This window comes from Streptomyces sp. NPDC033178 (assembly GCF_055577685.1).
In genome coordinates this window covers 274,402-297,145 of the sequence record NZ_JBVIPT010000005.1, presented here as the reverse complement: position 1 = coordinate 297,145, position 22,744 = coordinate 274,402, and the positions used below count along the sequence as shown (strand labels likewise).

Annotated in this window: 19 protein-coding genes; 12 read left to right on the top strand and 7 right to left on the bottom strand. The window is 70.4% G+C overall.

Annotation, left to right across the window (positions count from 1 at the left end; translation table 11 throughout):
* The first annotated feature begins 189 nt into the window (after positions 1–189).
* Positions 190–402: a hypothetical protein gene (locus ACZ5VQ_RS14905; protein WP_469105220.1), complete on the top strand. Its 213-nt coding sequence runs from the start codon at positions 190–192 to the stop codon at positions 400–402.
* A 266-nt stretch (positions 403–668) separates the two neighbouring features.
* Here the strand turns inward: ACZ5VQ_RS14905 and ACZ5VQ_RS14900 are convergent, their stop codons facing one another.
* On the bottom strand, positions 669–3,320 hold the full coding sequence (locus ACZ5VQ_RS14900) for a nitrate- and nitrite sensing domain-containing protein (protein WP_469105219.1): 2,652 nt from the start codon (positions 3,318–3,320) through the stop codon (positions 669–671).
* 248 nt (positions 3,321–3,568) lie between these two features.
* Positions 3,569–4,948 (bottom strand): ABC transporter substrate-binding protein, encoded by a 1,380-nt coding sequence (locus ACZ5VQ_RS14895; protein WP_469105218.1) that lies wholly within the window; start codon positions 4,946–4,948, stop codon positions 3,569–3,571.
* Between the two features lie 172 nt (positions 4,949–5,120).
* On the opposite strand from ACZ5VQ_RS14895, the gene ACZ5VQ_RS14890 reads away from it, so the two are divergent.
* From ACZ5VQ_RS14890 to ACZ5VQ_RS14875, 4 genes are all read left to right on the top strand, one after another.
* Positions 5,121–5,471: a response regulator gene (locus ACZ5VQ_RS14890; protein ID WP_200398986.1), complete on the top strand. Its 351-nt coding sequence runs from the start codon at positions 5,121–5,123 to the stop codon at positions 5,469–5,471.
* A gap of 220 nt (positions 5,472–5,691) precedes the next feature.
* Positions 5,692–6,639 (top strand): hypothetical protein, encoded by a 948-nt coding sequence (locus tag ACZ5VQ_RS14885; protein ID WP_469105217.1) that lies wholly within the window; start codon positions 5,692–5,694, stop codon positions 6,637–6,639.
* A 129-nt stretch (positions 6,640–6,768) separates the two neighbouring features.
* Entirely contained in the window at positions 6,769–7,803 is a 1,035-nt protein-coding gene (locus tag ACZ5VQ_RS14880) for a LacI family DNA-binding transcriptional regulator (RefSeq protein WP_469105216.1), read from the top strand.
* On the top strand, positions 7,800–8,711 hold the full coding sequence (locus ACZ5VQ_RS14875) for a carbohydrate kinase family protein (protein WP_326730742.1): 912 nt from the start codon (positions 7,800–7,802) through the stop codon (positions 8,709–8,711). Before ACZ5VQ_RS14880 ends, ACZ5VQ_RS14875 begins: the two co-directional genes overlap by 4 nt.
* Positions 8,712–8,783: 72 nt before the next feature.
* On the opposite strand, the gene uvrA is transcribed toward ACZ5VQ_RS14875, so the two are convergent.
* Entirely contained in the window at positions 8,784–11,891 is a 3,108-nt protein-coding gene (uvrA, locus tag ACZ5VQ_RS14870; RefSeq protein ID WP_469105215.1) for an excinuclease ABC subunit UvrA, read from the bottom strand.
* 247 nt (positions 11,892–12,138) lie between these two features.
* Here uvrA and ACZ5VQ_RS14865 point away from each other — a divergent pair, with 247 nt between their 5' ends.
* The 5 genes from ACZ5VQ_RS14865 (at position 12,139) to ACZ5VQ_RS14845 (ending at position 16,572) form a co-directional block, all read left to right on the top strand.
* Complete coding sequence (locus tag ACZ5VQ_RS14865; RefSeq protein WP_469105214.1) at positions 12,139–12,861, top strand: maleylpyruvate isomerase family mycothiol-dependent enzyme; 723 nt, start codon at positions 12,139–12,141, stop codon at positions 12,859–12,861.
* 10 nt (positions 12,862–12,871) lie between these two features.
* Entirely contained in the window at positions 12,872–13,528 is a 657-nt protein-coding gene (locus ACZ5VQ_RS14860; protein ID WP_143637485.1) for an MBL fold metallo-hydrolase, read from the top strand.
* Between the two features lie 481 nt (positions 13,529–14,009).
* A complete protein-coding gene (locus tag ACZ5VQ_RS14855; RefSeq protein ID WP_469105213.1) occupies positions 14,010–14,894 on the top strand; it encodes an ABC transporter substrate-binding protein in 885 nt (294 codons plus the stop codon).
* Complete coding sequence (locus ACZ5VQ_RS14850) at positions 14,891–15,805, top strand: amino acid ABC transporter permease (RefSeq protein WP_469105212.1); 915 nt, start codon at positions 14,891–14,893, stop codon at positions 15,803–15,805. Before ACZ5VQ_RS14855 ends, ACZ5VQ_RS14850 begins: the two co-directional genes overlap by 4 nt.
* Positions 15,802–16,572: an amino acid ABC transporter ATP-binding protein gene (locus tag ACZ5VQ_RS14845; protein ID WP_307525707.1), complete on the top strand. Its 771-nt coding sequence runs from the start codon at positions 15,802–15,804 to the stop codon at positions 16,570–16,572. Before ACZ5VQ_RS14850 ends, ACZ5VQ_RS14845 begins: the two co-directional genes overlap by 4 nt.
* Positions 16,573–16,745: 173 nt before the next feature.
* On the opposite strand, the gene aroQ is transcribed toward ACZ5VQ_RS14845, so the two are convergent.
* Positions 16,746–17,219: a type II 3-dehydroquinate dehydratase gene (gene aroQ / locus ACZ5VQ_RS14840; protein WP_469105211.1), complete on the bottom strand. Its 474-nt coding sequence runs from the start codon at positions 17,217–17,219 to the stop codon at positions 16,746–16,748.
* 103 nt (positions 17,220–17,322) lie between these two features.
* Here aroQ and ACZ5VQ_RS14835 point away from each other — a divergent pair, with 103 nt between their 5' ends.
* Positions 17,323–18,369 carry a S66 family peptidase gene (locus tag ACZ5VQ_RS14835; RefSeq protein WP_469105210.1) on the top strand — a complete coding sequence of 349 codons (1,047 nt, stop codon included), beginning with the start codon at positions 17,323–17,325 and terminating at the stop codon, positions 18,367–18,369.
* 92 nt (positions 18,370–18,461) lie between these two features.
* Positions 18,462–19,733, top strand: a complete 1,272-nt coding sequence (locus ACZ5VQ_RS14830; RefSeq protein WP_469105209.1) for an MFS transporter — start codon at positions 18,462–18,464, stop codon at positions 19,731–19,733.
* Between the two features lie 188 nt (positions 19,734–19,921).
* On the opposite strand, the gene ACZ5VQ_RS14825 is transcribed toward ACZ5VQ_RS14830, so the two are convergent.
* The 3 genes from ACZ5VQ_RS14825 to ACZ5VQ_RS14815 form a co-directional block, all read right to left on the bottom strand.
* Complete coding sequence (locus tag ACZ5VQ_RS14825; RefSeq protein WP_469105208.1) at positions 19,922–21,022, bottom strand: calcium:cation antiporter; 1,101 nt, start codon at positions 21,020–21,022, stop codon at positions 19,922–19,924.
* 71 nt (positions 21,023–21,093) lie between these two features.
* Positions 21,094–21,396 carry a hypothetical protein gene (locus ACZ5VQ_RS14820; RefSeq protein ID WP_362074377.1) on the bottom strand — a complete coding sequence of 101 codons (303 nt, stop codon included), beginning with the start codon at positions 21,394–21,396 and terminating at the stop codon, positions 21,094–21,096.
* Between the two features lie 131 nt (positions 21,397–21,527).
* A complete protein-coding gene (locus ACZ5VQ_RS14815) occupies positions 21,528–22,529 on the bottom strand; it encodes a TerC/Alx family metal homeostasis membrane protein (protein WP_362074374.1) in 1,002 nt (333 codons plus the stop codon).
* Positions 22,530–22,744: the final 215 nt, after the last annotated feature.

Sequence of the window (22,744 nt, the reverse complement as noted above, 5' to 3'; positions counted from 1 at the left end):
GCGCGTCTGCGGTACGCCTCCAACAGCCTGCCGGACATGGCCGGTTACGGCTAGCCGCAGGTGGGCAATGGTGGAGAACCGGAAGCCGTTTCGGGGGCTGGCCGTGACGACACGAAGACAGTTCGAGGGAATGCTCGTAGCAGTGCAGATGCAGGTGGGCCGCCGCCCCGGGCGAGGAGCGGCGGGCCGATGACCGAAAGGCTGCGGAAGATGCGACAGACACGGATCGAGAAGCGACGGCGGTCGGTCCGTGTGCGGCCGTACGAGGACGAGTTCTCCCCGTACGGGGACGAGGAGCGGTACGCGGACGGCCTGCTGTCCGGCCTCGACCCGCGCGACCCCGACATCGTGCGCGCCAAGCGCCTGCGGTCGGCACCGAACGGCGGGACACCCCGCCCCTGAGGCCGGACGGCCGCCTCACCGTCCGTACAGACCGCCCGGAGCGCGCGTACGTCACCGAGTTCCAGGACTCCCCCTCGCTGGATCTCCGACACTGCGTGCGTTCCGGGCCGTCACGTGTCCGGGGACGGCCGCCGTCAGGCCGGAGACGACCGCCGGTCAGGCCGGAGACGACCACCGGTCACGCCGGGGACGACTGCCGGTCAGTCGGTGGACGACCGCCGGTCAGTCCCGGGAGGGCCGCCGATCAGTCCCGGGAGGGCCGCCGGTCACTCCGCGGCGGACCGCGGCAGGGGCAGCCGTGCGATCAGCGTGGTCCCTCTGCCCGGCGGGCTTCTGACGGTCAGCCTGCCGCCGGTCGCCTCGACCCGGTCGGTGAGCCCGATCAGCCCGGAGCCGCCGCCCGGTTCGGCTCCCCCGACCCCGTCGTCGCCGATGACGACCTCCAGGACGTCCTCGTACACCCTCGCCCGCACCTCGACCACCGTCGCGCGCGCATGCTTGGCGGCGTTGGTGAGGCACTCGGAGGTCACGTAGTAGACGGCCACCTCGATCCGTTCCGGGAGGCGGGCCCCCGGGAGCTCCAGATCCAGCTCCACCGGCACGGAGGAACGCCTGGCCAGGGCGCGCAGGGCGGGGCCCAGGCCGCCCTTGGAGAGGATCGCCGGATGGATGCCCCGCGAGATCTGCAGCAGGTCCTCGAAGGTGTCGTCCAGACCCTTGCCGATGTGCGCCAGCTGCTCGACGAGCTCGGCCGGCTGGTCCTCCGTCATGGACTCGGCCATGCGCAGGTCCAGCTGGAGCGAGACGAGACGCTGCTGGACGCCGTCGTGCAGATCGCGTTCGATGCGCCGCCGGGACGCGTCACCGGCGGCCACCACGCGCGCGCGTGAGGCGGCCAGTTGGGCGCGGCTGTCCGCGTTGGCGATGGCGGTGGCGATGAGCTCCGTGAAGTCGGCGAGGCGCGACTCGGCTCCCCTGGGCAGCGGTTCGGGGCGCGAGGCGGATACGACGACGGCACCCCAGAGGCGGTCGTCCACGACGATCGGCGCCCCGACGGAACGGCCGACGCGGGCCGCGCGCCCGGTGGCGGCCACCGCCCGCGCCGCCTCCTGGCCCTCGGTCGCGGCCGTACGGGCGGAGCCGAGGACGGTGGCGGCACCGTCGGCCTCGTACCGCAGGACGGCCGCGGAACTCGTGCTCAGCAGCAGTCCCACCTCGTGCGCGACGGCCGTGAACACCTCGTGCGGCGGGACGCCGCGGGCCACCAGGGTGGCGACGCTGCGCAGCGCGGCCTGTTCGCGGGCGGCCCGGCGGCTCTCGGTGACGTCGCGCGCGGCGGCGTAGATGAGGCCCTCCTCGATGACGGGACGGCAGCTCCACTGGAGCCAGCACTCGGTGCCGTCGCCGCGTACGTGGCGGTTCTCGAACTCGACGACCTCGGCGCCGGTCGCCAGCCGGTCGAGGATGGCCTGGACGCGGTCCCGGTCCTCCTCGTGCACGAAGTCGATGTACGGCCGGGACAGCAGGGTGCTGCCGGGGTAGCCGAGTGTTCTCTCGAAGGCCGGGTTCACGCGCTTGAAATAGCCGTCGAGACCGCTGATGCACAGCAGGTCCAGGGAGAGGTTGAAGATGCTCTCCAGCTCCTGTTCGGCCTTGTCGCGCCGTCCGTGGGCAGCGGCGAACGACGCCATGGTGGCGTTCATGCCGCACAGCAGCTGCGCCCAGGTCCCGCCGAAGGCCGCGACGTCGGCCCGGTGTCCGAGCCGGTTGTCGTCGATCGCCGTGTTCATGGTGCGGATCTCGGCGGCGAACCGCTCGCTGGTCACGTGGAGCTCGCGAAAGGTGTCGGCCACGTCGCCGATCTCGTCGCGTCCCGTGTAGCGGATGTCGTACGACAGGTCGCCGTCGGCGAGTGCCTTGGCGCCCTCGGACACCTCGGTGAGGGGGCGGTTGATCGAGCGGCGCAGGGCCAGCGCGAAGACGGTGACGGCGAGAAGGACCACTACGGAGAGGCCCAGTTCGCGTTCACCGCGGTCCTTCACGGCCCGCAGATCACGGTCGGCGGCGGTCGCCAGCTCGTCCTCGGCGGCGTCCGCGATCGCGCGCAGGGCGGTGAGGCGGCCGGTGGAGGCGGCCAACCAGCGGTCCAGTGAGGGCAGTTTCGCGGTGTCACCCGCGGCGAGGGCCTCGCGTGTGGCCCGGACCGTGCGGCCCGCGGGCTGGAGCAGCACGCCCGACAGCCGCACCTTGAGCCGTCCCGAGACGTTCTGCCGGAAGGTGTCGAGCTGGGCCGCCTCCAGTGCCTGCCAGGGGTCGCTCAGTGCCTGCGAGGGGTCGCCCCTGGCACCGGGGGCGTTGCCGGGGCCCGTCGCGAACAGGACGGCCAGGTCGGCGCGTTCGCGCTCGGCGGCCTCGATGGCCTCCAGTACGGCCAGATAGCCGTCCGCGGCACGGCCGGAGGCCCGTGAGGGGCGGCCCGAGTCGAGCTGGTGGACGGTGTTGAGCAGGTCGTTGGTGAGGCTCGCGTACGTCTGCTCGGTCTCCGTCGCGGTGAACGAGCCGCTGCCCGCCTCCAGTCTGGTCGCGAAGAGCTGCCGGCCCTTGGCGTCGAGCTGTCCGAGGACGTCCGGCTGCCCGGCCCCGTCCGCGGCGCCTTCCCGCGCGGCGGTCAGCGCCCGGTCCGTGGCGCGCCGGGCGGCGTCCCGTTCGGCCGTCACGCCCGGCCGGCCCGGGTCCACCGCCACGAGGACCTCGGCGAGGCGCTCGCGGGCCAGGGTCTCGGTGAGCGCGGTCAGGGCGAAGGAGATGCGCGTGGCGGTCCTGAAGTCCCGCAGGGTGCGCGCCTCGCGCCAGTCGGTCACGGCCGAGAAGACCGTGAAGGCGAGGAGCCCGGAAACCGGCAGCAGCACCAGCAGCATGAGCTTGGTGCCGACGCGCAGCCGGGCGAGCAGCGGGGTTCCGGCGCGCGTGCGCCCGGTTCGTCCGGACCGTCCAGGTGGTCCAGGCGGTCCGGACCAGCCAGGAAGTCCGGGCCGTCCGCCCCGGCCGGGCCTCCGCAGGCGGAGAGGGCCGCGTGCGCCGACGGATCTCCGTACGATGCCCGGCTGCTCTCGTTCCGCGTCCTCGGGCCCGCGTATACCGCCCGGGGTACGTCGTCCGCCGGGTCTCATGGCCCGGCCGACGGGTAACCCTGGTGGTCGGCCAGGTCCTTGTCGATCCGGCGGACCGCCCTGTCCAGGGCGGCCTTCACCGGGGCACGGTCGAGCATGATCTCCGCGAAGGCCCGCGAGAAGGCACCGCTGACCGCCGGATAGGCCGGGGTCTGCGACCTCGGCCGCGCGACTCCGCTCTTCAGCTGCTCGATGAACAGGCGCTCGGCACCGCCCTCGGCGAACCTCGGCGAGAGCTCGACGGCGCTGTCCGTCGCCGGGATCGCCCCGTTGGCCCGGCTCATGCGCAGGACCTCCCGGGGCTTCAGGAGGTACGCGAGGAACCGCCAGACCGCGTCCCCGTCGACGGCGCCCGCCGTGACACCCCACTGCCAGGAGCCCATACCGGTGACCGTCCCCTTGCCGAAGTCGGGCAGCGGAACGATCTTCACGTCGTCCGGGAACGCCTTGCTGAACTCCGGGTACGTCCAGTGCCCCACCCAGGAGACGGGGCTGCGCCCGCTGGTGAAGGCCTTGTCGTCCTTGTTCGGGTCGACCAGCCCTTCCTCGACCCAGTTCTGGAGGGTGGTCATCGCCCCGACCGCCTCCGGCCCGTTGAGGAAACCTTCCGCCGTCCGCAGGTCCCGGGGGTCGATGAGGTCGCCGCCGGCCGACCAGACGGCGGGCGCGAACCCGTAGGTGTTCCACTCCTGGCCCGAGAGCGTGTAGTTGAGGCGCAGGTCGAGGGGCTTTTCGTAGCCCTCCTTGCGCAGCTTCCGCAGGATGCCGGTCAGTTCGGTGGCCGTCCAGGCGTCGTCCGGGCCGCTCGGGACACGGATACCGGCCGTCTTCAGGACGGAGGGGCGTACGTAGAGGCCGAGCCCGGAGTCGAAGGTGCCGACACCCCACAACCGGCCCTCATAGGTGCCCTGTTTGCGGATCGAGGCCAGGAGATCGGCCTTCACCTCCTCGGGCACGCAGGAGTCGATCGGCTTGAGCTTGCCCGACCAGGCGTAGTTGTAGAGGTTCGGGCCGTCGAAGTCGAGCAGGTCGGGCAGTTCGCCGCTGGCGGCCGCGGAGACGACCAGTTCGTCGTACGGGCGCTCCTCGGGAAGCGTGATCAGCTCGACCCGTACGTCCTTCTGTGCTGCGTTGAAGTCCTTGACCTGGCGGCGCAGTGTGTCGAGCTCTCCGCTCGGTCCCGCGTGGAACCACACGGTGATGTCGGTGGCGCCCTCGAGCCTGCCGTCGCACGTGGTGTCGCCGCGATTGTCGGGGCGCTCGCCGTCGTCCCCACCCCCGTCGCAGCCGACGGCGACCAGGGCTGCGGACAGCACTCCCGCGAGGACCGCGCGGCGCATCCGGTGCATCCCGGCTTTCCTGTTGGGCTTCTTCATCGCGCACCCCCACCAGACCGAAAGGACACGGTCACCCCAGGGCAGCGACATGCTACCGCGCGTCACCCGCCACTGCGCTGTGTGAGCTCGAACGAAGTTCTCCGGCATGGGACTTCAGCACTTTCCGGCTAGCCGGAAAGCCAACCCGGCAGCCGGTTGGGAAGCTGTCCGCATGTCCATGCGCTGTCTCATCGTCGATGACAGCGCCCGGTTCCTGGAGGCCGCGCGCGCCCTGCTGGAGCGTGGCGGGGTCCGGGTCGTCGGCGTCGCCTCGACGGGCGCGGAGGCGCTCACGCGCGCGCGGGAACTCGCCCCGGACGTCGCCCTCGTCGATCTCGACCTGGACGGCGAGAGCGGCCTCGACGTCGCGGGACTGCTCGCGGACACCGTGCCCGCAGTGATCCTCATCTCGACGCACTCCCTGGAGGACTTCCAGGAGTTGGTGGCGGACAGCCCCGCCCGCGGCTTCCTGCCCAAGTCGGCGCTGTCGGCACGGACGATCCGGGACCTTCTGGAGCCCTGAGACGGACGCCCTGACCGGCATGGTGGGGAACTCGTCCGGACAGCGCGGTTGCGCACCAGGTGTTGTCCGGGCCTGATCAACACGCTTCAATGCGGGGTGACTTGGGGCGGGCAGCACCGCGCAGGGACGCCGGCGTCCCCCGCACGCCGACCGTGTGGCCCCTCCGACCAGCCCGAACGGCCCGACCAGCCGTTGCCAGCACTCACAGAAAGGCCCCTGAATGCGGGACGGCACACAACACGCGGGCGATGCCACGGCGGAGCTGGAGACGGCCCTGCGGGGCGGCCCCTTCCATGTCGCCCTGCGCGCCGCGATCGCCACCCGCGGACTGCCACTGCAGCGCGTGCAGCACCATCTGACGCGGTACGGGGTCAAGGTCGGTGTGACGAGCCTGAGTTACTGGCAGCAGGGCGCCCGGCGTCCACAGCGCCCCGAGTCTCTGCGGGCCGTGCGCGCCCTGGAGGAGATACTCCAACTGCCGGACGAGTCCCTGATCCGGCTGCTCGCGAAGGCCGACGAGCGCCCCGAGGCGGAACGCGCCGCGGCCCGCTCGTACCGCTCCCTGGTGGAGGCCTCCGGCGCCCTGGAGAAGCTGCTGGCCGAGCTGGACTCACCGCTCGACGGCGGGCTGCACACCATCGGCCACCACGAGCGCGTACGGATCGGCACCCGGCGCGAGCTGCTGGGACGCGACTCCCAGCACATCGTGCGCGCCCACAAGGAGGGCATCGACCGCTTCGTCGCCATCCACCACGGCGATCCGGGATGCGCCCCGGAGGACATGGCGGTGCAGGCCCTGGAGAACTGCCGCACGGGACGCGTCCTGTGGCACCACGACACCGGTGTCCTCGTCGCCGAGCTGCTCTTCGACACACGGCTGCGCGCGGGCGACACCTTCCTGTTCCGCTACGGCGTCGAGGACGGCACGGCCGGCGCGTGCACCGAGTACGTCCGCGGGTTCGGTTTCTCGGGCGGGCAGTACGCCCTCCAGGTGCGCTTCGCCGAGGACACGCTGCCCGTGCGCTGCCACCGGTTCACCCAGCACTCGGCCGCGGCACCGCGGAGCGGGCGCCAGGAGCTGGCACTGAGCGACCGCCACCGGTCGGTCCACGTGGTGGAGCAGCGGGTGCGGTCGGGGATCGTGGGGATCGGGTGGGACTGGGAGTGAGAGGCCGGCTCCGGACCTCTTGACGTAAACGCTTACGTAAGCGTTTACGTCTTCCGCGGTATCGGGTACGGTCCGATCCGGGACGGCGCCCGACGCGGGCGTCGGCGAGGGCGAGGGAGGGGCTCATCCATGGCGACCATGGTCGACGTGGCCCGGAGCGCGGGCGTGTCCGTCGCGACGGTCTCGCACGTGCTCAACGACACCCGCCCGGTGCGGCCGGCCACCCGCCAGGCCGTGCTCGACGCCATCGACGAACTCGGTTACACGCCCAACACCCTGGCCAGATCCCTCGTCACCTCGCGCACCCGGTCGATCGGGCTCGCGGTGTCGGCGATCAGCAACCCGTACTTCACGGAGATCCTTCAGGGCGTGGAGGCCGGTGCCCTGGAGCGCGGCTACAGCCTGCTGATCGCGGACCCGCACGACGATCCGGTGCATGAGCGCAAGGTGGTCCAGCTGCTGCACGAGCGGCGGGTGGACGGCATGCTCGTCGCGCCGTCCGCGCATCCGGAGGAGCTTCTCGGCTACCTCGGGCGGCACGACGTACCGACGGTGTTCCTGGACCGGCTGGTCGCCGACGGACGGACGCCACCAGGTTTCGTGTTCGACCAGGTCTGCGCGGAGAACACCGAACCCGTCACTCTCCTGGTCAGGCATCTCGCCGAGCTGGGTCACAAGAGGATCGGCCTGGTCGCGGGCATGCCGGGGCTCAGCACGACGAGTGAGCGGATCTCCGGCTACCGGCACGGCCTGGCGTACGCGGGCCTCCCGTACGACGAACGGCTCGTGGTCCCCGGCAACTCCGAGGCGGCGGGCGCCGAGCGCGCGACCGACGCCCTGCTGTCCCTCCCGGCGCCGCCGACGGCACTGGTCACCGCGAACAACGCGATGACCATCGGCGCGCTGCGGGCCGTGCGCGAGAGGGGCCTGTCCGTGCCTCGTGACCTGGCCCTGTGCTGCTTCGACGACTTCTCCTGGGCGGACCTCTTCTCGCCCCGGCTCACCGCGATCTCCCAGCCAAGCAAGGAGATCGGTGCCCAGGCCGTACGGCTGCTGCTCGACCGGCTGGACTCCCCCGGCCGCGAGGCCCGAACGGTCCGGCTGCCCTCCGCCTTCGTACACCGCACCTCGTGCGGCTGCCCCGAGAAAGGATCCGACTCGTGATCGTCGTCGCCGGTGAGGCCCTGATCGATCTGGTGCCGCGTGAGGCGGGCGCGCTCGCGGGGCTCGACCCGCGGCGCGGCGGCGGCCCCTACAACACGGCGGTGGCGCTGGGCCGGCTCGGCTCCCCCGCGGCATTCTGTTCGCGGATCTCTCAGGACGCCTTCGGCGAGGCCCTGGTCGGCGGACTGCGCGAGGCGGGCGTCGACGTGTCGTCCGTGCAGCGGGGTGCCGAGCCGACGACCCTCGCCGTCGCGTCGATCGGCGCGGGCGGTTCGGCCCGTTACTCCTTCTACGTGGAGGGCACCGCGGACCGGCTGTTCTCGGCGCCCTCCCAACTCCCGGACGGGACAAGAGCGGTGTCGTTCGGTACGTGTTCGCTCGTACTGGAGCCGGGTGCGACCGCGTACGAGGAGCTGATGCGGATCGCGTCCGCGCAGGGTGTGTTCACCGCGCTCGACCCCAACATCCGCTCGGTGCTGATCCCGGACGCGGACGCCTACCGGGCCCGGTTCAAGAGCTGGCTGCCGTCGGTGTCGCTGCTCAAGCTGTCCGAGGAGGACGCGGAGTGGCTCGGCGGCACTCCGCGCGAGTGGCTGGCCTCGGGCCCTTCGGCCGTGGTCGTCACGCGGGGCGGCGACGGGCTGACCGCCTTCACCCGTGACGGCGCGGAGTACTCCGTGCCGGGCGAACCCGTCGACGTGGTGGACACGATCGGCGCGGGCGACACGGTGAACGCCGCGCTGCTGCACGGCCTCGCCGCCCGCGACGCACTCTCCGGGCCGGCGCTCGCGGGTCTGGGAGCCGATGGCTGGGCCGAGTTGCTGCGGTTCGCCGCACGGGCCGCGGCGATCACCTGCTCACGGGCGGGCGCGGAACCGCCGTACGCGCATGAGGTGGGTGTTTTCTAGGCGGCAACACGCCGCGCCCCCTGGCGAGTTCCCATGGAGCGCGGCGCGTTGGACGTGGGCTGCGGAGCCGCCTCAGGCCTTGCGGGCCCTCGTCGTCTTCTTCGCCGGGGTCGCCTTCTTCGTGACCGCGGCCGCCTTCTTGGTGGCCGTGTTGTTGGCCGCCTTTTCGGTGGTGGCCTTGGCGGTGGTGGCCTTGGTCGTGGCCCTGGCGGTGGCCTTGGTCGTGGCCCTGGCGGTGGTCTTGGCCGTCGCCGTCTTCTTCGTCGTCGACCTGGCGGCCACCGCCTTCTTGGCGGCCGTCCTGCGCGGGGCCTTCACCTCCGAGGCGTCGCTGACGCGCTCGGCGCCCAGGACCTCTCGCAGGAACTTGCCCGTGTGGCTGGCCGGAACCCCGGCGACCTCCTCGGGTGTGCCCTCCGCAATGACGAGGCCACCGCCACCACCGCCCTCGGGGCCCATGTCGACGACCCAGTCGGCGGTCTTGATGACATCGAGGTTGTGCTCGATGACGATGACCGTGTTGCCCTTGTCGACCAGGCCGGACAGCACGGTGAGCAGCTTGCTGATGTCCTCGAAGTGCAGACCGGTGGTCGGCTCGTCGAGGACGTACACCGTGCGTCCGGTGGAGCGCTTCTGGAGCTCGCTGGCGAGCTTCACGCGCTGGGCCTCACCGCCGGACAGGGTGGTCGCGGACTGACCGAGCCGGACGTAGCCGAGGCCGACGTCGTTCAGCGTCCTGAGGTGGCGGGAGATCGCCGGGACCGCCTCGAAGAAGTGCATGCCTTCCTCGATCGGCATGTTCAGGATGTCGGCGATGGACTTGCCCTTGTAGTGGACGTCCAGGGTCTCCCGGTTGTAGCGGGCTCCGTGGCAGACCTCGCACGGGACGTACACGTCCGGGAGGAAGTTCATCTCGATCTTGATCGTGCCGTCACCCGAGCAGTTCTCGCAGCGGCCGCCCTTGACGTTGAAGGAGAAGCGGCCGGGCATGTAGCCGCGGACCTTCGCCTCGGTCGTCTCGGCAAACAGCTTGCGGACGTGGTCGAAGACTCCGGTGTACGTCGCCGGGTTCGACCGGGGGGTGCGGCCGATGGGCGACTGGTCGACGTGCACGACCTTGTCGACGAGGTCGTCGCCGTCCACGCGCGTGTGCCGCCCGGGAACGCTCCTGGCGCCGTTCAGCTCGCGGGCCAGGTGCGTGTACAGGATGTCGTTGACCAGCGTGGACTTGCCGGATCCTGAGACTCCCGTGACGGCCGTGAGGACGCCCAGCGGGAACGACACGTCGATGTCCTGCAGGTTGTTCTCGCGGGCGCCGTGCACCGTGAGCTGCCGGGACGGGTCGTGGGGACGCCGGATGTCGGGCAGCGGGATGGCCTTCTTGCCGGACAGGTACTGACCGGTCATCGACTCGTCGTTGGCGAGCAGCTCCTTCAGGGAACCGCTGTGCACGACCTTGCCGCCGTGCTCGCCCGCGCCGGGGCCGATGTCGACGATCCAGTCGGCGACCTTAATGGTGTCCTCGTCGTGCTCGACGACGATGAGCGTGTTGCCCATGTCGCGCAGCCGGACCAGGGTCTCGATGAGCCGGTGGTTGTCACGCTGGTGCAGGCCGATGGAGGGCTCGTCCAGCACGTACAGCACGCCGACCAGGCCCGAGCCGATCTGGGTCGCCAGGCGGATGCGCTGGGCCTCGCCGCCGGACAGGGTGCCCGCGGCGCGGTTGAGCGAGAGGTAGTCGAGGCCTACGTCGACCAGGAACCGCAGTCGTTCGTTGACCTCCTTCAGGACGCGCTCGGCGATCTTCTTGTCCCGGGCGTCGAGCCTCAGCTCGCCCAGGAAGTCCGCGCAGTCGCTGATGGACATGGCGGAGACCTCGGCGATCGACTTCTCCATGACCGTGACCGCGAGGACGACCGGCTTGAGGCGCGTGCCCTGACAGGTGGGGCAGGGTACCTCGCGCATGTAGCCCTCGAAGCGCTCGCGGCTCGCGTCGCTCTCGGCCTCGCTGTGCCGCCGCTTCACGAAGGGGACGGCCCCTTCGAAGGGCGTGGTGTAGACACGCTCTCTGCCGTACCGGTTCCGGTAGCGGACCTCGATCTGCGTCTTGTGTCCGTGGATCAGCGCCTTCTTGGCGCGCTGCGGAAGACCGGCGAAGGGGATGTCGGTCCGGAATCCCAACGCGTCCGCGAGGGCTCCGATGAGGCGTCCGAAGTAGTCCTTGGTGTGGCCGTGCGACCAGGGGTGGATGGCACCCTCGTCGAGGGACTTGTCCTCGTCCGGGACGATCAGCTCCGGGTCGACCTCCATGCGCGTACCGATACCCGTGCAGTCCGGGCAGGCGCCGAAGGGCGAGTTGAAGGAGAAGGAGCGGGGCTCCAGTTCCTCGAAGGACAGGTCGTCGTACGCGCAGTACAGGTGCTCCGAGTACATGCGCTCGCGCTCGGGGTCGTCCGCGGGGAGGTCGACGAAGTCGAGCACCACCATGCCGCCGGAGAGACCGAGGGCGGTCTCCACGGAGTCGGTCAGACGGCGCTTGGCGCCCTCCTTGACCGTGAGGCGGTCGATGACCACCTCGATGGTGTGCTTCTCCTGCTTCTTCAGCGTGGGCGGCTCGGTGAGCTGGATCGTCTCGCCGTCGACCCGGGCGCGGCTGTACCCCTTGGTCTGGAGATCGGAGAAGAGGTCGACGAACTCGCCCTTGCGCTCGCGCACCAGCGGCGACAGGACCTGGAAGCGGCTTCCCTCCGGCAGCTCCAGGACCTTGTCGACGATGGCCTGCGGCGACTGGCGCGTGATGGGGCGGCCGCACTCGGGGCAGTGCGGCTTGCCGATGCGCGCGAAGAGCAGACGCAGATAGTCGTAGACCTCGGTGATGGTGCCGACCGTCGAGCGCGGGTTGCGCGAGGTCGACTTCTGGTCGATGGAGACCGCCGGGGAGAGGCCTTCGATGAAGTCGACGTCCGGCTTGTCCATCTGGCCGAGGAACTGCCGGGCGTACGAGGAGAGCGACTCCACATAGCGCCGCTGGCCCTCGGCGAAGATCGTGTCGAAGGCCAGCGAGGACTTGCCCGACCCCGACAGGCCCGTGAAGACGATGAGCGAGTCGCGCGGGAGGTCGAGCGAGACATTCTTGAGATTGTGCTCGCGCGCTCCACGGACGATGAGACGGTCGGCCACGCCGGTCCGCACCTTTCTTGAGAGAAGTGACAGGGGCGAGGCCCCCGGCTTTTCAGACGACGGGGCCCCCGTCTTTTTCAGACTAGAGGGAGCCACTGACAGCGCCGGTCTGGTTTCCCTGCTTCACAACAATCCCGGGCCCTCCAGCATGCCCGACGCCGCACCCGACCATATAGCACGCGCATTCGATTTACGGCGGCCGCCCGCAACCTTCACCCAAACGTGTGGCGGGACTATCGTCGGGCCCATGAACGATCATGTGCGCGACCTGGCGTCTGTACGTGACGCGACCGAACGGCTGCTCAGCGCAGTCGGCAAACTGGACAACGCCTCCGTGGCCGAGCCGTCACGGCTGCCCGGCTGGAGCCGCGGCCACGTCCTGGCCCACCTGGCCCGCAACGCGGACGCCCTCGTGAACGTCCTCGAAGGCCGGCCGATGTACGTCTCCGGGGAGGCCCGGGACGCCGACATCGGGCGGGACGCCCCGCGTCCCCTGGAGACACAGCTCACCGACCTCCGCGAGAGCGCGGCCCGCTTCCAGGAGACGGGAGCCGCGCCCGCGGACTGGTCCCGCACGGTGGAGCTGCGCAACGGCGTCACCGACTCGGCGTCCGGAGTGCCGTTCCGGCGGTGGATCGAGGTCGAGCTGCACCACGTCGATCTGGGGATCGGATACGACCTGGAGGACCTCCCGGAGGAGTTCGTGGAGCGCGAGATCGTCTTCCTCACGGACCGCTTCGCCGGGCACCCCGAGGTGCCGCAGACGCGCGTCACCGACGGCACGCGCGCGTGGAGCACGGGACGCGTCCCCGGAGACGGCGGCCCGGAGCGAGCGGTGGGCACCGGGGGCGGTCCGGAGGTGACGGTGACCGGCCCCGCGCCCGCCCTCCTCGGCTGGCTCGCGGGCCGCCGCGACGGGTCCGCGCTGAGCGTCGACGGCGGTCCGCTGCCCGCACTCCCCCCGCTATAGGCTGGGCGTCATGACGTACAGCGGAGCGGTGACAGTCGGCGGCCCTGCGGACGTGCACGAGTTGCGGGACCTGATGATCTCCAAGGTCGCGGTCGGCCCGATGAACAACAACGCCTATCTGCTGCGCTGCCGCGCCACGGACGAGCAGTTGCTGATCGACGCGGCCAACGACGCCGGCACGCTGCTCACTCTGATCGGTGACGACGGCATCGCGTCCGTCGTCACCACGCATCAGCACGGCGACCACTGGCAGGCACTCGCGGAGGTCGTGACGGCTACGGGCGCGCGCACGTACGCGGGACGGGACGACGCCGACGGCATCCCCGTCCCGACGGACGTGCCGGTCCAGGACGGCGACACGATCCGGGTGGGGCACGTGGAACTGACCGCACGCCACCTGGTGGGCCACACGCCCGGCTCGATCGCCCTGGTCTACGACGACCCGCACGGGCATCCGCATGTGTTCACGGGGGACTGTCTCTTCCCGGGCGGTGTGGGCAACACACGTAAGGACGCGAAGGCGTTCGCCAGTCTGATCCACGACGTCGAGACGAAGATCTTCGACGCGCTGCCGGACGAGACCTGGGTCTATCCGGGACACGGCGACGACACGACGCTGGGCGCCGAACGTCCGCATCTGCCGGAGTGGCACGCGCGGGGTTGGTGAACCGTACGGCGCCGGACGGGCATTGGTGAGCCGTTCGAACACCGTGCCCCGGCGTGCGCCGGGGCACGGCCGCACGCCGGGCCGCGGCGAACCGTCGGGCACCGGGCCGGAGTTGGTGAGGCGTCCGATGTCGGGTGTGCGGTCCCCGGCCGTGCGCGCCGGTGCGCGCCCCGTGTGAACGGAGCGCACACTCCGGTGCCCCGCACGCGCTCCCGGCGCACGGGGAGCGCGCGGTCCACTGGTAGCTGGTCCCGCACAGGATGACGGCTCCTGCGCGGACGGGTCGCCGGCCTATCGATCCCCGCCCTCGGCCGGCGGCCCCGCCCTGGCAGCGGTGGCCGACGTCCGGCGGCCACCGCCCAGGACCCCGTGACGCCCCGGCGCCCCACGAGTTCACAACATTGCAACACCCGTTCCCATTATGCGGACAGTTGCCCCTGTGACCTCGACAGACAGGCCTGCCCACTGTCACTCTCCCGCCATGCATCTTGCCCAACGCACCTTGCGCCGTGCCGCGTCCACCGCCACCGTCGCTCTGCTCGCCGTCGCCGTCGGCTGCGCCCCGCAGCCCGAGGAGAAGGCCTCCGACAAGCCCTCCGGTTCCGGCGCCGAATCGTGCGCCAAGGGCAAGCTGGGCACGGAAGTCTCCGGGAAGCTGACCATCGCGACCGACGAACCCGCGTACGAGCCGTGGTTCAAGGACGACAAGCCGGCCAACGGCGAGGGCTTCGAATCGGCCGTCGCGTACGCCGTGGCGAAGCAGCTCGGCTACGACAAGGGCGATGTCGTCTGGCAGAGCGTGCCCTTCAACAAGGCATTCGCGCCCGGCGAGAAGACCTTCGACTTCGACATCAACCAGGTGTCGATCAGCGACGAGCGCAAGAAGGCCGTCGACTTCTCGTCCGGCTACTACGACGTGCGCCAGGCCGTCATCGCGCTGAAGGACTCCAAGGCCGCGAAGGCGAAGAGCATCGCCGATCTCAAGGGCGTGAAGCTGGGCGCACAGGTCGGCACCACCAGCCTGAACTACATCGACGACGTCGTGAAGCCGACCGAGGAGCCGGCCGCGTACGCGAAGAACGACCAGGCCAAGTCCGCGCTGAAGAACGGCCAGGTGGACGCCATCGTGGTCGACCTGCCGACCGCGTTCTACATCACCGCGGCCGAGGTGACGGACGCGAGGATCGTCGGGCAGTTCGAGAACCAGGGCGGTACGCCCGAGCAGTTCGGTCTCGTCCTGGACAAGGGCAGCGCGCTCACGTCGTGCGTGACGGACGCCGTGGACGCCCTGCGCGAGGACGGCACCCTCGCCGCCGTCGAGAAGCAGTGGCTGTCCGACGCCGTCGACGCACCGGTCCTCAAGTGACGCTCGTGAAGGAGGAGTCGGCCGGGGAGCCGGAAGGAGACTCCGGCGAGGGAGGGGTGCGCGAAGCGTACGTCCCGTCGCGGCGGCGGATCGAGCGGGAGCGGTACAAGCGCTCCCGTGCCCGCCGCGCGACGGCGATCGCCGCGCTGTCCACCCTCGTGACCGGCATCGTCCTGTACCTCGTCGTCGTCAACGCGCCCGGCTGGCCGCGCACCAAGGAGACGTTCTTCAGCGCGCAGTACGCGCGCGAGGCGTTCCCCAAGGTCCTGGAGGGGCTGTGGCTGAACGTCCGGCTCCTGCTGGTGTGCGGCGTCGCGGTCCTCGTCCTCGGCATGCTGATCGCCGTCGCCCGCACCCTGCGCGGTCCGGTGTTCTTCCCGCTGAGGGCGCTGGCCGCCGCGTACACCGACTTCTTCCGCGGGCTGCCGCTGATCATCAACCTGATGATCGTGGTCCTGGGTGTGCCGGCGCTGCGGCTGCAGGGCGTCACGGTCGATCCGGTGCTGCTGGGCGGGACGGCGCTCACCCTGACGTACTCGGCGTACGTCGCCGAGGTGTTCCGCGCCGGCATCGAGTCGGTCCACCCCTCGCAGCGCGCCGCGGCCCGCTCGCTGGGGCTGAGCAACCGGCAGGCGCTGCGGTACGTGGTACTCCCCCAGGCCGTCCGCCGTCAGGTGCCGCCGCTGCTCAACGACCTGGTGTCGCTGCAGAAGGACACCGGGCTCGTCTCGATCGGCGGAGCCGTCGACGCGGTGCGCGCCGCGGACATCATCGTGGGCCGCAGCCTCAACTACACGCCGTACATCGTCGCGGGACTCGTCTTCGTCGCGCTGACCATCCCGATGACCCGCTTCACCGACTGGGTCACTGCGCGGATGGACCGGCGGCAGGCGCAGGGAGGGAGCATATGAGCGAGACACCCAAGGACTCCGGTGTGCCCGTGCTGCGGATGGAGGCCGTCCGCAAGACCTTCGGCGACTCGGTCGTCCTGCGGGACGTCGATCTGGAGGTCGCCCCGCACACGGTGACGGCGCTGATCGGGGCCTCCGGCTCGGGCAAGTCGACGCTGCTGCGCTGCGCGAACCTGCTGGAGGAGATCGACGACGGCGCCATCTGGCTGGACGACGAGGAGATCACCGACCCCCGGGCCGACCAGGACGCGGTGCGCCGCCGGATCGGCGTGGTCTTCCAGGCGTACAACCTCTTTCCGCACATGACCGTCCTGCAGAACATCACGCTGGCCCCGCGCCGCGTGCACGGCGTGGACCGCGCGGAGGCGGAGGCGCACGCCCGTGAGCTGCTCGACCGGCTCGGGCTCGGCGCCAAGGCGGGCGAGTACCCGGACCGGCTGAGCGGCGGCCAGCAGCAACGGGCCGCGATCGTCCGCGCCCTGGCCGTACGCCCCAGGCTGCTGCTCCTCGACGAGATCACCGCGGCCCTCGACCCGGAGCTGGTGGGTGAAGTCCTCGCTGTCGTACGGGACTTGAAGGACGACGGCATGACCATGGTGCTGGCCACGCACGAGATGGGCTTCGCCCGCGATGTCGCGGACCAGGTCTGCTTCCTCGACGGCGGCGTCGTACTCGAACGGGGCACCGCCGAGGAGGTGTTCGGTGACCCGCGGGAGGAGCGCACGCGGCGTTTCCTGCGCCGGATCGTGGAGGCGGGACGGCTGTAGCCGACGGCCTGGCGCGGGGCGAGTCGGCTGTAGTTGACCGCCTGGCGTGAGGCGGGGCGGGATTCGCGGCCCGGGGCGGACGTGGACGGCGTTCGGAAATCCTGGATCAAGGTCATGCGTCGATGGTGGCACCCGCCACTGACAATCGGCCGCCGTCCGCCCGGAGCCTCCCGTCAGGCATCCGCCCGAGCCGCTCCCGCCAGCGCCGCGACCCGCTCCACCCCGAACACGTAACCCTGTACTCCGCAGCCCGCGATCACGCCGTCGGCGCGGAGCGAGACGTACGAGTGGTGGCGGAACTCCTCGCGCTTGTGGATGTTGGAGATGTGGACCTCCAGTACCGGGAGCCCGTCGCAAGTGTTGAGGGCGTCCAGGATCGCGACGGAGGTGTGCGAGTAGGCGCCCGGGTTGATCACGATCCCGGAGTGGCCGAGGCGTGCCTCGTGGATCCAGTCGACCAGCTCGCCCTCGTGGTTGGACTGGCGGAAGTCCACGGTGCCGCCGTGCGCGGCCGCCGCCTTGGCGCACATCGCCTCGATGTCGGCGAGGGTGTCGGAGCCGTAGATCTCCGGCTGGCGCTGCCCGAGGAGATTCAGGTTGGGGCCGTTGAGAATCATGATCGGGGCGTTGGCGAGGGTGCGGGGCACGGTTCCTCCGGTCCGGTCGGATGGCTCGGCCCGTTCGGGACCGCTGCTCGGACCCGGTTTATCACGGTGCGCCGACACCGCGACGGCCCCTACCCTCCCTCGCATGACGACTCCCGCGTACCCGCCCAAGCCCGTGCCCGGCGACCGGGTGGCCGTGATCTCGCCGTCCGCCGCGCTGCCGGGGATCCTTCCGCTCCCGTACGAGCTGGGCCTGGAGCGGCTGCGCAAGGAGTACGGCCTGGAACCGGTCGAGTATCCGGCGACCCGGAGGATGGGTTCGACGCCCCAGGAGCGGGCCGACGACATCCATGCGGCGTTCGCCGACCCGGACGTCAGGGCGGTCATGGCGTCGATCGGCGGTGACGACCAGATCACCGTGCTGCCGCTGCTGGACCGGGAGTTGATCCGCGCCAACCCGAAGCCGTTCTTCGGGTACAGCGACAACACGAACCTGCTCGCCTACCTGTGGAACACGGGGATCGTCGGCTACCACGGCGCAAGTGTGATGTGCGAGCTCGGCCGGCCCGGCGCCATGGACCCGCTGACCGCCGAATCCGTGCGGGCGGCACTCTTCGGCTCGGGCGAGTACGAACTGCGTCCGGCCGAGCGGTGGCGCGACGTCGACCGCGACTGGGCGGACCCGGCGACCTTCGGGTCGGAACCCGAGACCCGGCCCGGCAGCGGATGGATCTGGGTCAACGCCGACCGGGTGGTGGAGGGCCGCGGTTGGGGCGGCTGTCTGGAGATCCTGGCCTGGCTGCTGATGGCAGACCGGGAGATCCCGCGCGACCTCTCCGTCCACGACGGCGGCGTGCTCTTCCTGGAGACCTCGGAGGAACTGCCGAGCGGTGAGGAGGTCTTCCGCGTCCTGCGGAACATGGGCGAGCGCGGGCTGCTCCGGCGCTTCTCCGCGCTGCTGATGGGCCGGGCGAAGACGTGGTCCTTCGAACACCCCAACAGCCCTCAGGAGGGCGCCCGTTACGCGGCGGAACAGCGCGAGGCCGTACTGCGCGCCATGCGGGCGTACGCCCCCGACACCACGATCGTCTTCGATGTGGACCTCGGACACACCGACCCGCAAATCGTCATCCCCTACGGGGGCGTGATCCGCGTGGACGGTCCCGCCCGGCGCATCACAGTGACCTACTGAGGCCACCGGGCCCCCGCGCGCCCCCGTAACTCTTGGTGACCGTGGGTAGTTGACGCGGCATGCACCGTGCACGCACAGTAAAGCCCCCTTCCATGCCGCGGCTCGCGGCGGCCTCGCTCGCCGGTACGGCCATCGAGTTCTACGACTTCTTCGTCTACGGAACGGCGGCCGCGCTCGTCCTGGGCCCGCTCTTCTTCCCCACGTTCTCGCCGGTGGCGGGGACGCTGGCGGCCTTCGGGACATTCGGTGTCGGGTTCGTGGCGCGGCCGTTGGGCTCGGTCCTGTTCGGGCACATCGGGGACCGGCACGGACGACGGCCCGTTCTCGTCATCTCCTTGCTGCTGACCGGCGCCGCGACCGTCGCGGTCGGCTGCGTACCGACGTACGACTCCATCGGTACGGCCGCTCCCGTGCTGCTCCTTGTGCTGCGTTTTCTGCAGGGGCTGGGGCTCGGCGGGGAGTGGGGCGGGGCGGTGCTGCTGACCGCGGAACACGCTCCGCCCGACCGGCGTGGGCTGTGGTCGAGCTTCCCGCAGATCGGGCCCGCGGTGGGGTTCGTCCTCGCGAACGGGGTGATGCTGGTGCTGTCGGCGACACTCTCCGAGGCGCAGTTCGCGAGCTGGGGGTGGCGGGTGCCGTTCTGGGCGGCGGGCGTGCTCGCGGCGGCGGGGCTGTGGCTGCGCTCCTCCCTGGCGGAGAGCCCCCAGTTCCTCGAACTGCGCGAGCACGCGCGCGTACCGCTCGCCGAGGTCGTACGCGAGCACTGGCGGCTCGTCCTGCTGACGGCGGGGGCGCTCGCGATCGGATACGCGGTGTTCTACGCGGTGACGACCTGGTCCCTCGCCTACGCGACCGAGCGGCTCGGGGTGAGCCGTACGGTCATGCTGGCCTGCATCATGGCGGCCGTCGTGGTGAAGGGCGCGCTGACTCCGGTGGTGGCGATTCTCGGCGACCGCTACGGGCGGCGGCCGCTGTGCCTGGCGGGCTGCGCTGCCACCGCCCTGTGGATGTTCCCGATGATCGCGCTGCTGTCGACGGGCGAGCCGCTGCTGATGTTCCTCGGATTCCTGGTCGCGCTGATCGCGTTCGTGACGATGTTCGGCGTGATCGCCGCGTATCTGCCGGAGCTGTACGAGCCGCGGGTGCGGTGCACCGGTGCGGCCGTGGGCTACAACCTGGGCGGTGTGCTCGGGGGCGCGCTCACGCCGATCGTGGCCACGGCGGTCGCCGAGCAGAGCGGGCGGGTTCCCTGGGGTGTGCCCGCCTATCTGACGGGCATCGCGCTGCTCAGTCTGGGGTGCTTCGCGTTGCTGCCGGAGACTCGGCCGGTGGTTGTTGTGGCTACGGAGCCGGCCACGGGGTGAGCCCTCCGCAGGCCGTACGTAAACGCTTGCGTAAGCGTTTACGTACGGCCTGCAGGGCTCGTTGGGCTCTGCCGATACGCCCATGAGCTCCAAGGGCAGGTTCCGTGGCGGCTGCGGGACTGTGGGGGCTGGTCGCGCAGTTCCCCGCGCCCCTTCGGGGCCCGGCCTACTGGGCGCGGGCCCGGCTTCTACGGGTTGATCGCGAGTTCCAAGTACGCCGCGAACACGACCAGGTGGACGCCGCCCTGGAGTGGGGTGGCCCGGCCGGGGACCACGGTGAGGGAGCTCACCACCACGGTCAGGGCGAGCAGGACCATGTGGGTGGCGCCGAGGCCGAGGACGAGCGGGCCGGAGAGCCAGATGGAGGCGACGGCCACGGCGGGAATGGTGAGGCCGATGCTGGCCATCGCCGAGCCGAGGGCGAGGTTCAGGCTGGTCTGCACCCGGTCGCGGCGGGCGGAGCGCAGTGCGGCGATCGTCTCGGGGAGCAGCACGAGCAGGGCGATGATCACGCCGACCACGGAGTGCGGCATTCCGGCCGCCTCCACTCCGGACTCGATGGTGGGCGACACGCCCTTCGCGAGACCGACCACGCCGACGAGGGCCAGGCCCAGGAGTCCCAGGCTGATGCGTGCGCTTGAGGAGGACGGGGCGCCGGCATGGTCGTCCGCGTCGATGACCTCGCCCTGCCGGGTGATGGGCAGGAAGTAGTCGCGGTGCCGCACGGTCTGGGTCGCCACGAACAGGCCGTAGAGGACGAGTGAGGAGAGGGCGGCGAAGGTGAGCTGGGCGGTGGAGAACTCGGGGCCCGGCTTGCTGGTGGTGAAGGTCGGCAGCACCAGGCTGAGCGTGGCCAGCGTCGCGACGGTCGCGAGGGCGGCGCCGGTGCCCTCCGCGTTGAAGACGGCGATCCCGTGCCGCAGTGAGGCGACGAGCAGACTCAGCCCGACGATGCCGTTGCAGGTGATCATCACGGCCGCGAAGACGGTGTCGCGGGCGAGTGTGGAACTCTTGTCGCCGCCGTCCGCCATCAGGGTGACGATCAGCGCGACCTCGATGATCGTGACGGCTACGGCGAGGACCAGTGAGCCGAACGGTTCACCGACCCGGTGCGCGACCACCTCGGCGTGGTGCACGGCGGCCAGCACGGCCCCGGCCAGTACCAGCGTCACCACGGCGACGACGGCGCCGGGCAGATCGCGGCCCCAGGTGAAGGCCAGCAGAACGACCGCCAGCACGGGCACGACGGCCGTCCACTGCGTCACGAGTGACCGGAGCCGAACGATCATGCAGCGATCGTCGCAGAGGTGAACGGGCCCCGCACTCCGGTCGCACGGGCCCCGTTCACGGACGGCATGGGCTACTTGAGCGGGCCCATTTCCCGTACGTCGCAGTTGGTGTAGACGCGCTCACCGACGCACAGCGCGCCCAGTTGCTCCGCCAGCTTGGCCGTCTCGGGGGCGTCGCTGTTGCTCATGGCCTCCTCGTACGAATCGAATTCGATCAGGGCCAGATAGCGGCGGGGGTTGTCGCGGTCCTGCAGGAGCACGCGGTGAGTGGGCCCACCCGGCCTGCCGGCGTTGCGCTCCCCGGCTTCCTGGAGCAACTGCTGCATCTCTTCCAGGCGCTCGGTCTCGAAGTCGATGATCTGCACGAACTTCATCGGTGCCTCCATCCGGCCACGGCGTTCCCGGGCCGGGAAACGCGCTCAGGAAACAAGCAAGCACCGAGAGCGGTGGTCGGCAATTCGCCGCGGGCCGCTCCCGGTGCTGGTTGTTTCTACGTCCGACGTGGTCAGGCCTCGATACTGTCCTTCGGAGCGCCTTCGTCGTCGCTCTGCGCCGCCTCGGCCGCCGCCTGCTTCTTGGAGGCCATCAGGCTGGTGATCGTGGTGACCACCAGGACCGCGCAGATCACGCCGAGGGAGACCGGGATGGAGATCTCCGGGACGTGGACGCCGGACTCGTGCAGCGCGTGCAGCACGAGCTTGACGCCGATGAAGCCGAGGATGACCGACAGGCCGTAGCTGAGGTGGACCAGCTTCCTGAGCAGTCCGCCGATCAGGAAGTACAGCTGCCGCAGACCCATCAGCGCGAACGCGTTGGCCGTGAAGACGATGTACGGGTCCTGCGTCAGGCCGAAGATCGCCGGGATCGAGTCGAGCGCGAAGAGCACGTCGGTGGTGCCGATCGCGAGCATGACGACCAGCATCGGCGTCATGACCCGCTTGCCGTTCTGCTGGATCCACAGCTTGGTGCCGTGGTAGCGGTCGGCGACGCCGAAGCGCTTCTCGGCGGCCTTGAGCAGCCTGTTCTCCTCGAACTCCTCGTCCTCGTCGTCGGCGCGGGCCTCCTGGATCAGCTTCCAGGCGGTGTAGATGAGGAACGCGCCGAAGATGTAGAACACCCACGCGAAGCTCGCGAGGATCGCGGCGCCCGCGGCGATGAATATCGCGCGCAGGACGAGCGCTATGAGGACACCGACCAGCAGCACCCGCTGCTGATACTGCGTGGGCACGGAGAACTTCGCCATGATCAGGACGAAGACGAAGAGGTTGTCGACGCTCAGCGACTTCTCGGTGATGAAACCGGCGAAGAACTCTCCGGAGGGCTGGCCGCCGGAGAAGACAAGCAGTCCGAGGCCGAACAGCGCGGCCAGAATGATCCAGACGACCGTCCAGATTCCGGCTTCCTTGATTGATACGTCGTGCGGCTTGCGGCCGATGAAGAAATCGACCGCGATGAGGGCGGCAAGGCCCACGATCGTCAGGACCCAAAGGGTCACGGAAACATCCACTGCGCCTCCGGCAGTACGTAACGGCAAGTGTCAGCGTCGTCGCTGCCGGAGGTCTCTTCCACCCGATGCATGTGGGGCGCGTGATGCGCCCGGTGCACTCGGGCCGACGCCCCGGGATCTGAACCAGATCCGTATTGACGGGTACGCCGCAGTAGGTAGGGAGTACTCCCCTCCGCACGGACGACAGTACCCCAATCACCAAGGAAAGGTAAAGA

What these genes read in the sequence shown, in the direction of transcription:
- ACZ5VQ_RS14825 (WP_469105208.1), bottom strand. Translation starts at nt 21,022, where the DNA reads ATGATCGTTCGGCTCCGGTCACTCGTGACGCAGTGGACGGCCGTCGTG.
- ACZ5VQ_RS14835 (WP_469105210.1), top strand. Translation starts at nt 17,323, where the DNA reads ATGACGACTCCCGCGTACCCGCCCAAGCCCGTGCCCGGCGACCGGGTG.
- ACZ5VQ_RS14895 (WP_469105218.1), bottom strand. Translation starts at nt 4,948, where the DNA reads ATGAAGAAGCCCAACAGGAAAGCCGGGATGCACCGGATGCGCCGCGCG.
- ACZ5VQ_RS14880 (WP_469105216.1), top strand. Translation starts at nt 6,769, where the DNA reads ATGGCGACCATGGTCGACGTGGCCCGGAGCGCGGGCGTGTCCGTCGCG.
- ACZ5VQ_RS14890 (WP_200398986.1), top strand. Translation starts at nt 5,121, where the DNA reads ATGTCCATGCGCTGTCTCATCGTCGATGACAGCGCCCGGTTCCTGGAG.
- ACZ5VQ_RS14885 (WP_469105217.1), top strand. Translation starts at nt 5,692, where the DNA reads ATGCGGGACGGCACACAACACGCGGGCGATGCCACGGCGGAGCTGGAG.
- ACZ5VQ_RS14860 (WP_143637485.1), top strand. Translation starts at nt 12,872, where the DNA reads ATGACGTACAGCGGAGCGGTGACAGTCGGCGGCCCTGCGGACGTGCAC.
- ACZ5VQ_RS14830 (WP_469105209.1), top strand. Translation starts at nt 18,462, where the DNA reads ATGCCGCGGCTCGCGGCGGCCTCGCTCGCCGGTACGGCCATCGAGTTC.
- ACZ5VQ_RS14855 (WP_469105213.1), top strand. Translation starts at nt 14,010, where the DNA reads ATGCATCTTGCCCAACGCACCTTGCGCCGTGCCGCGTCCACCGCCACC.
- ACZ5VQ_RS14845 (WP_307525707.1), top strand. Translation starts at nt 15,802, where the DNA reads ATGAGCGAGACACCCAAGGACTCCGGTGTGCCCGTGCTGCGGATGGAG.
- ACZ5VQ_RS14905 (WP_469105220.1), top strand. Translation starts at nt 190, where the DNA reads ATGACCGAAAGGCTGCGGAAGATGCGACAGACACGGATCGAGAAGCGA.
- ACZ5VQ_RS14865 (WP_469105214.1), top strand. Translation starts at nt 12,139, where the DNA reads ATGAACGATCATGTGCGCGACCTGGCGTCTGTACGTGACGCGACCGAA.
- ACZ5VQ_RS14900 (WP_469105219.1), bottom strand. Translation starts at nt 3,320, where the DNA reads ATGCTGCTGGTGCTGCTGCCGGTTTCCGGGCTCCTCGCCTTCACGGTC.
- ACZ5VQ_RS14820 (WP_362074377.1), bottom strand. Translation starts at nt 21,396, where the DNA reads ATGAAGTTCGTGCAGATCATCGACTTCGAGACCGAGCGCCTGGAAGAG.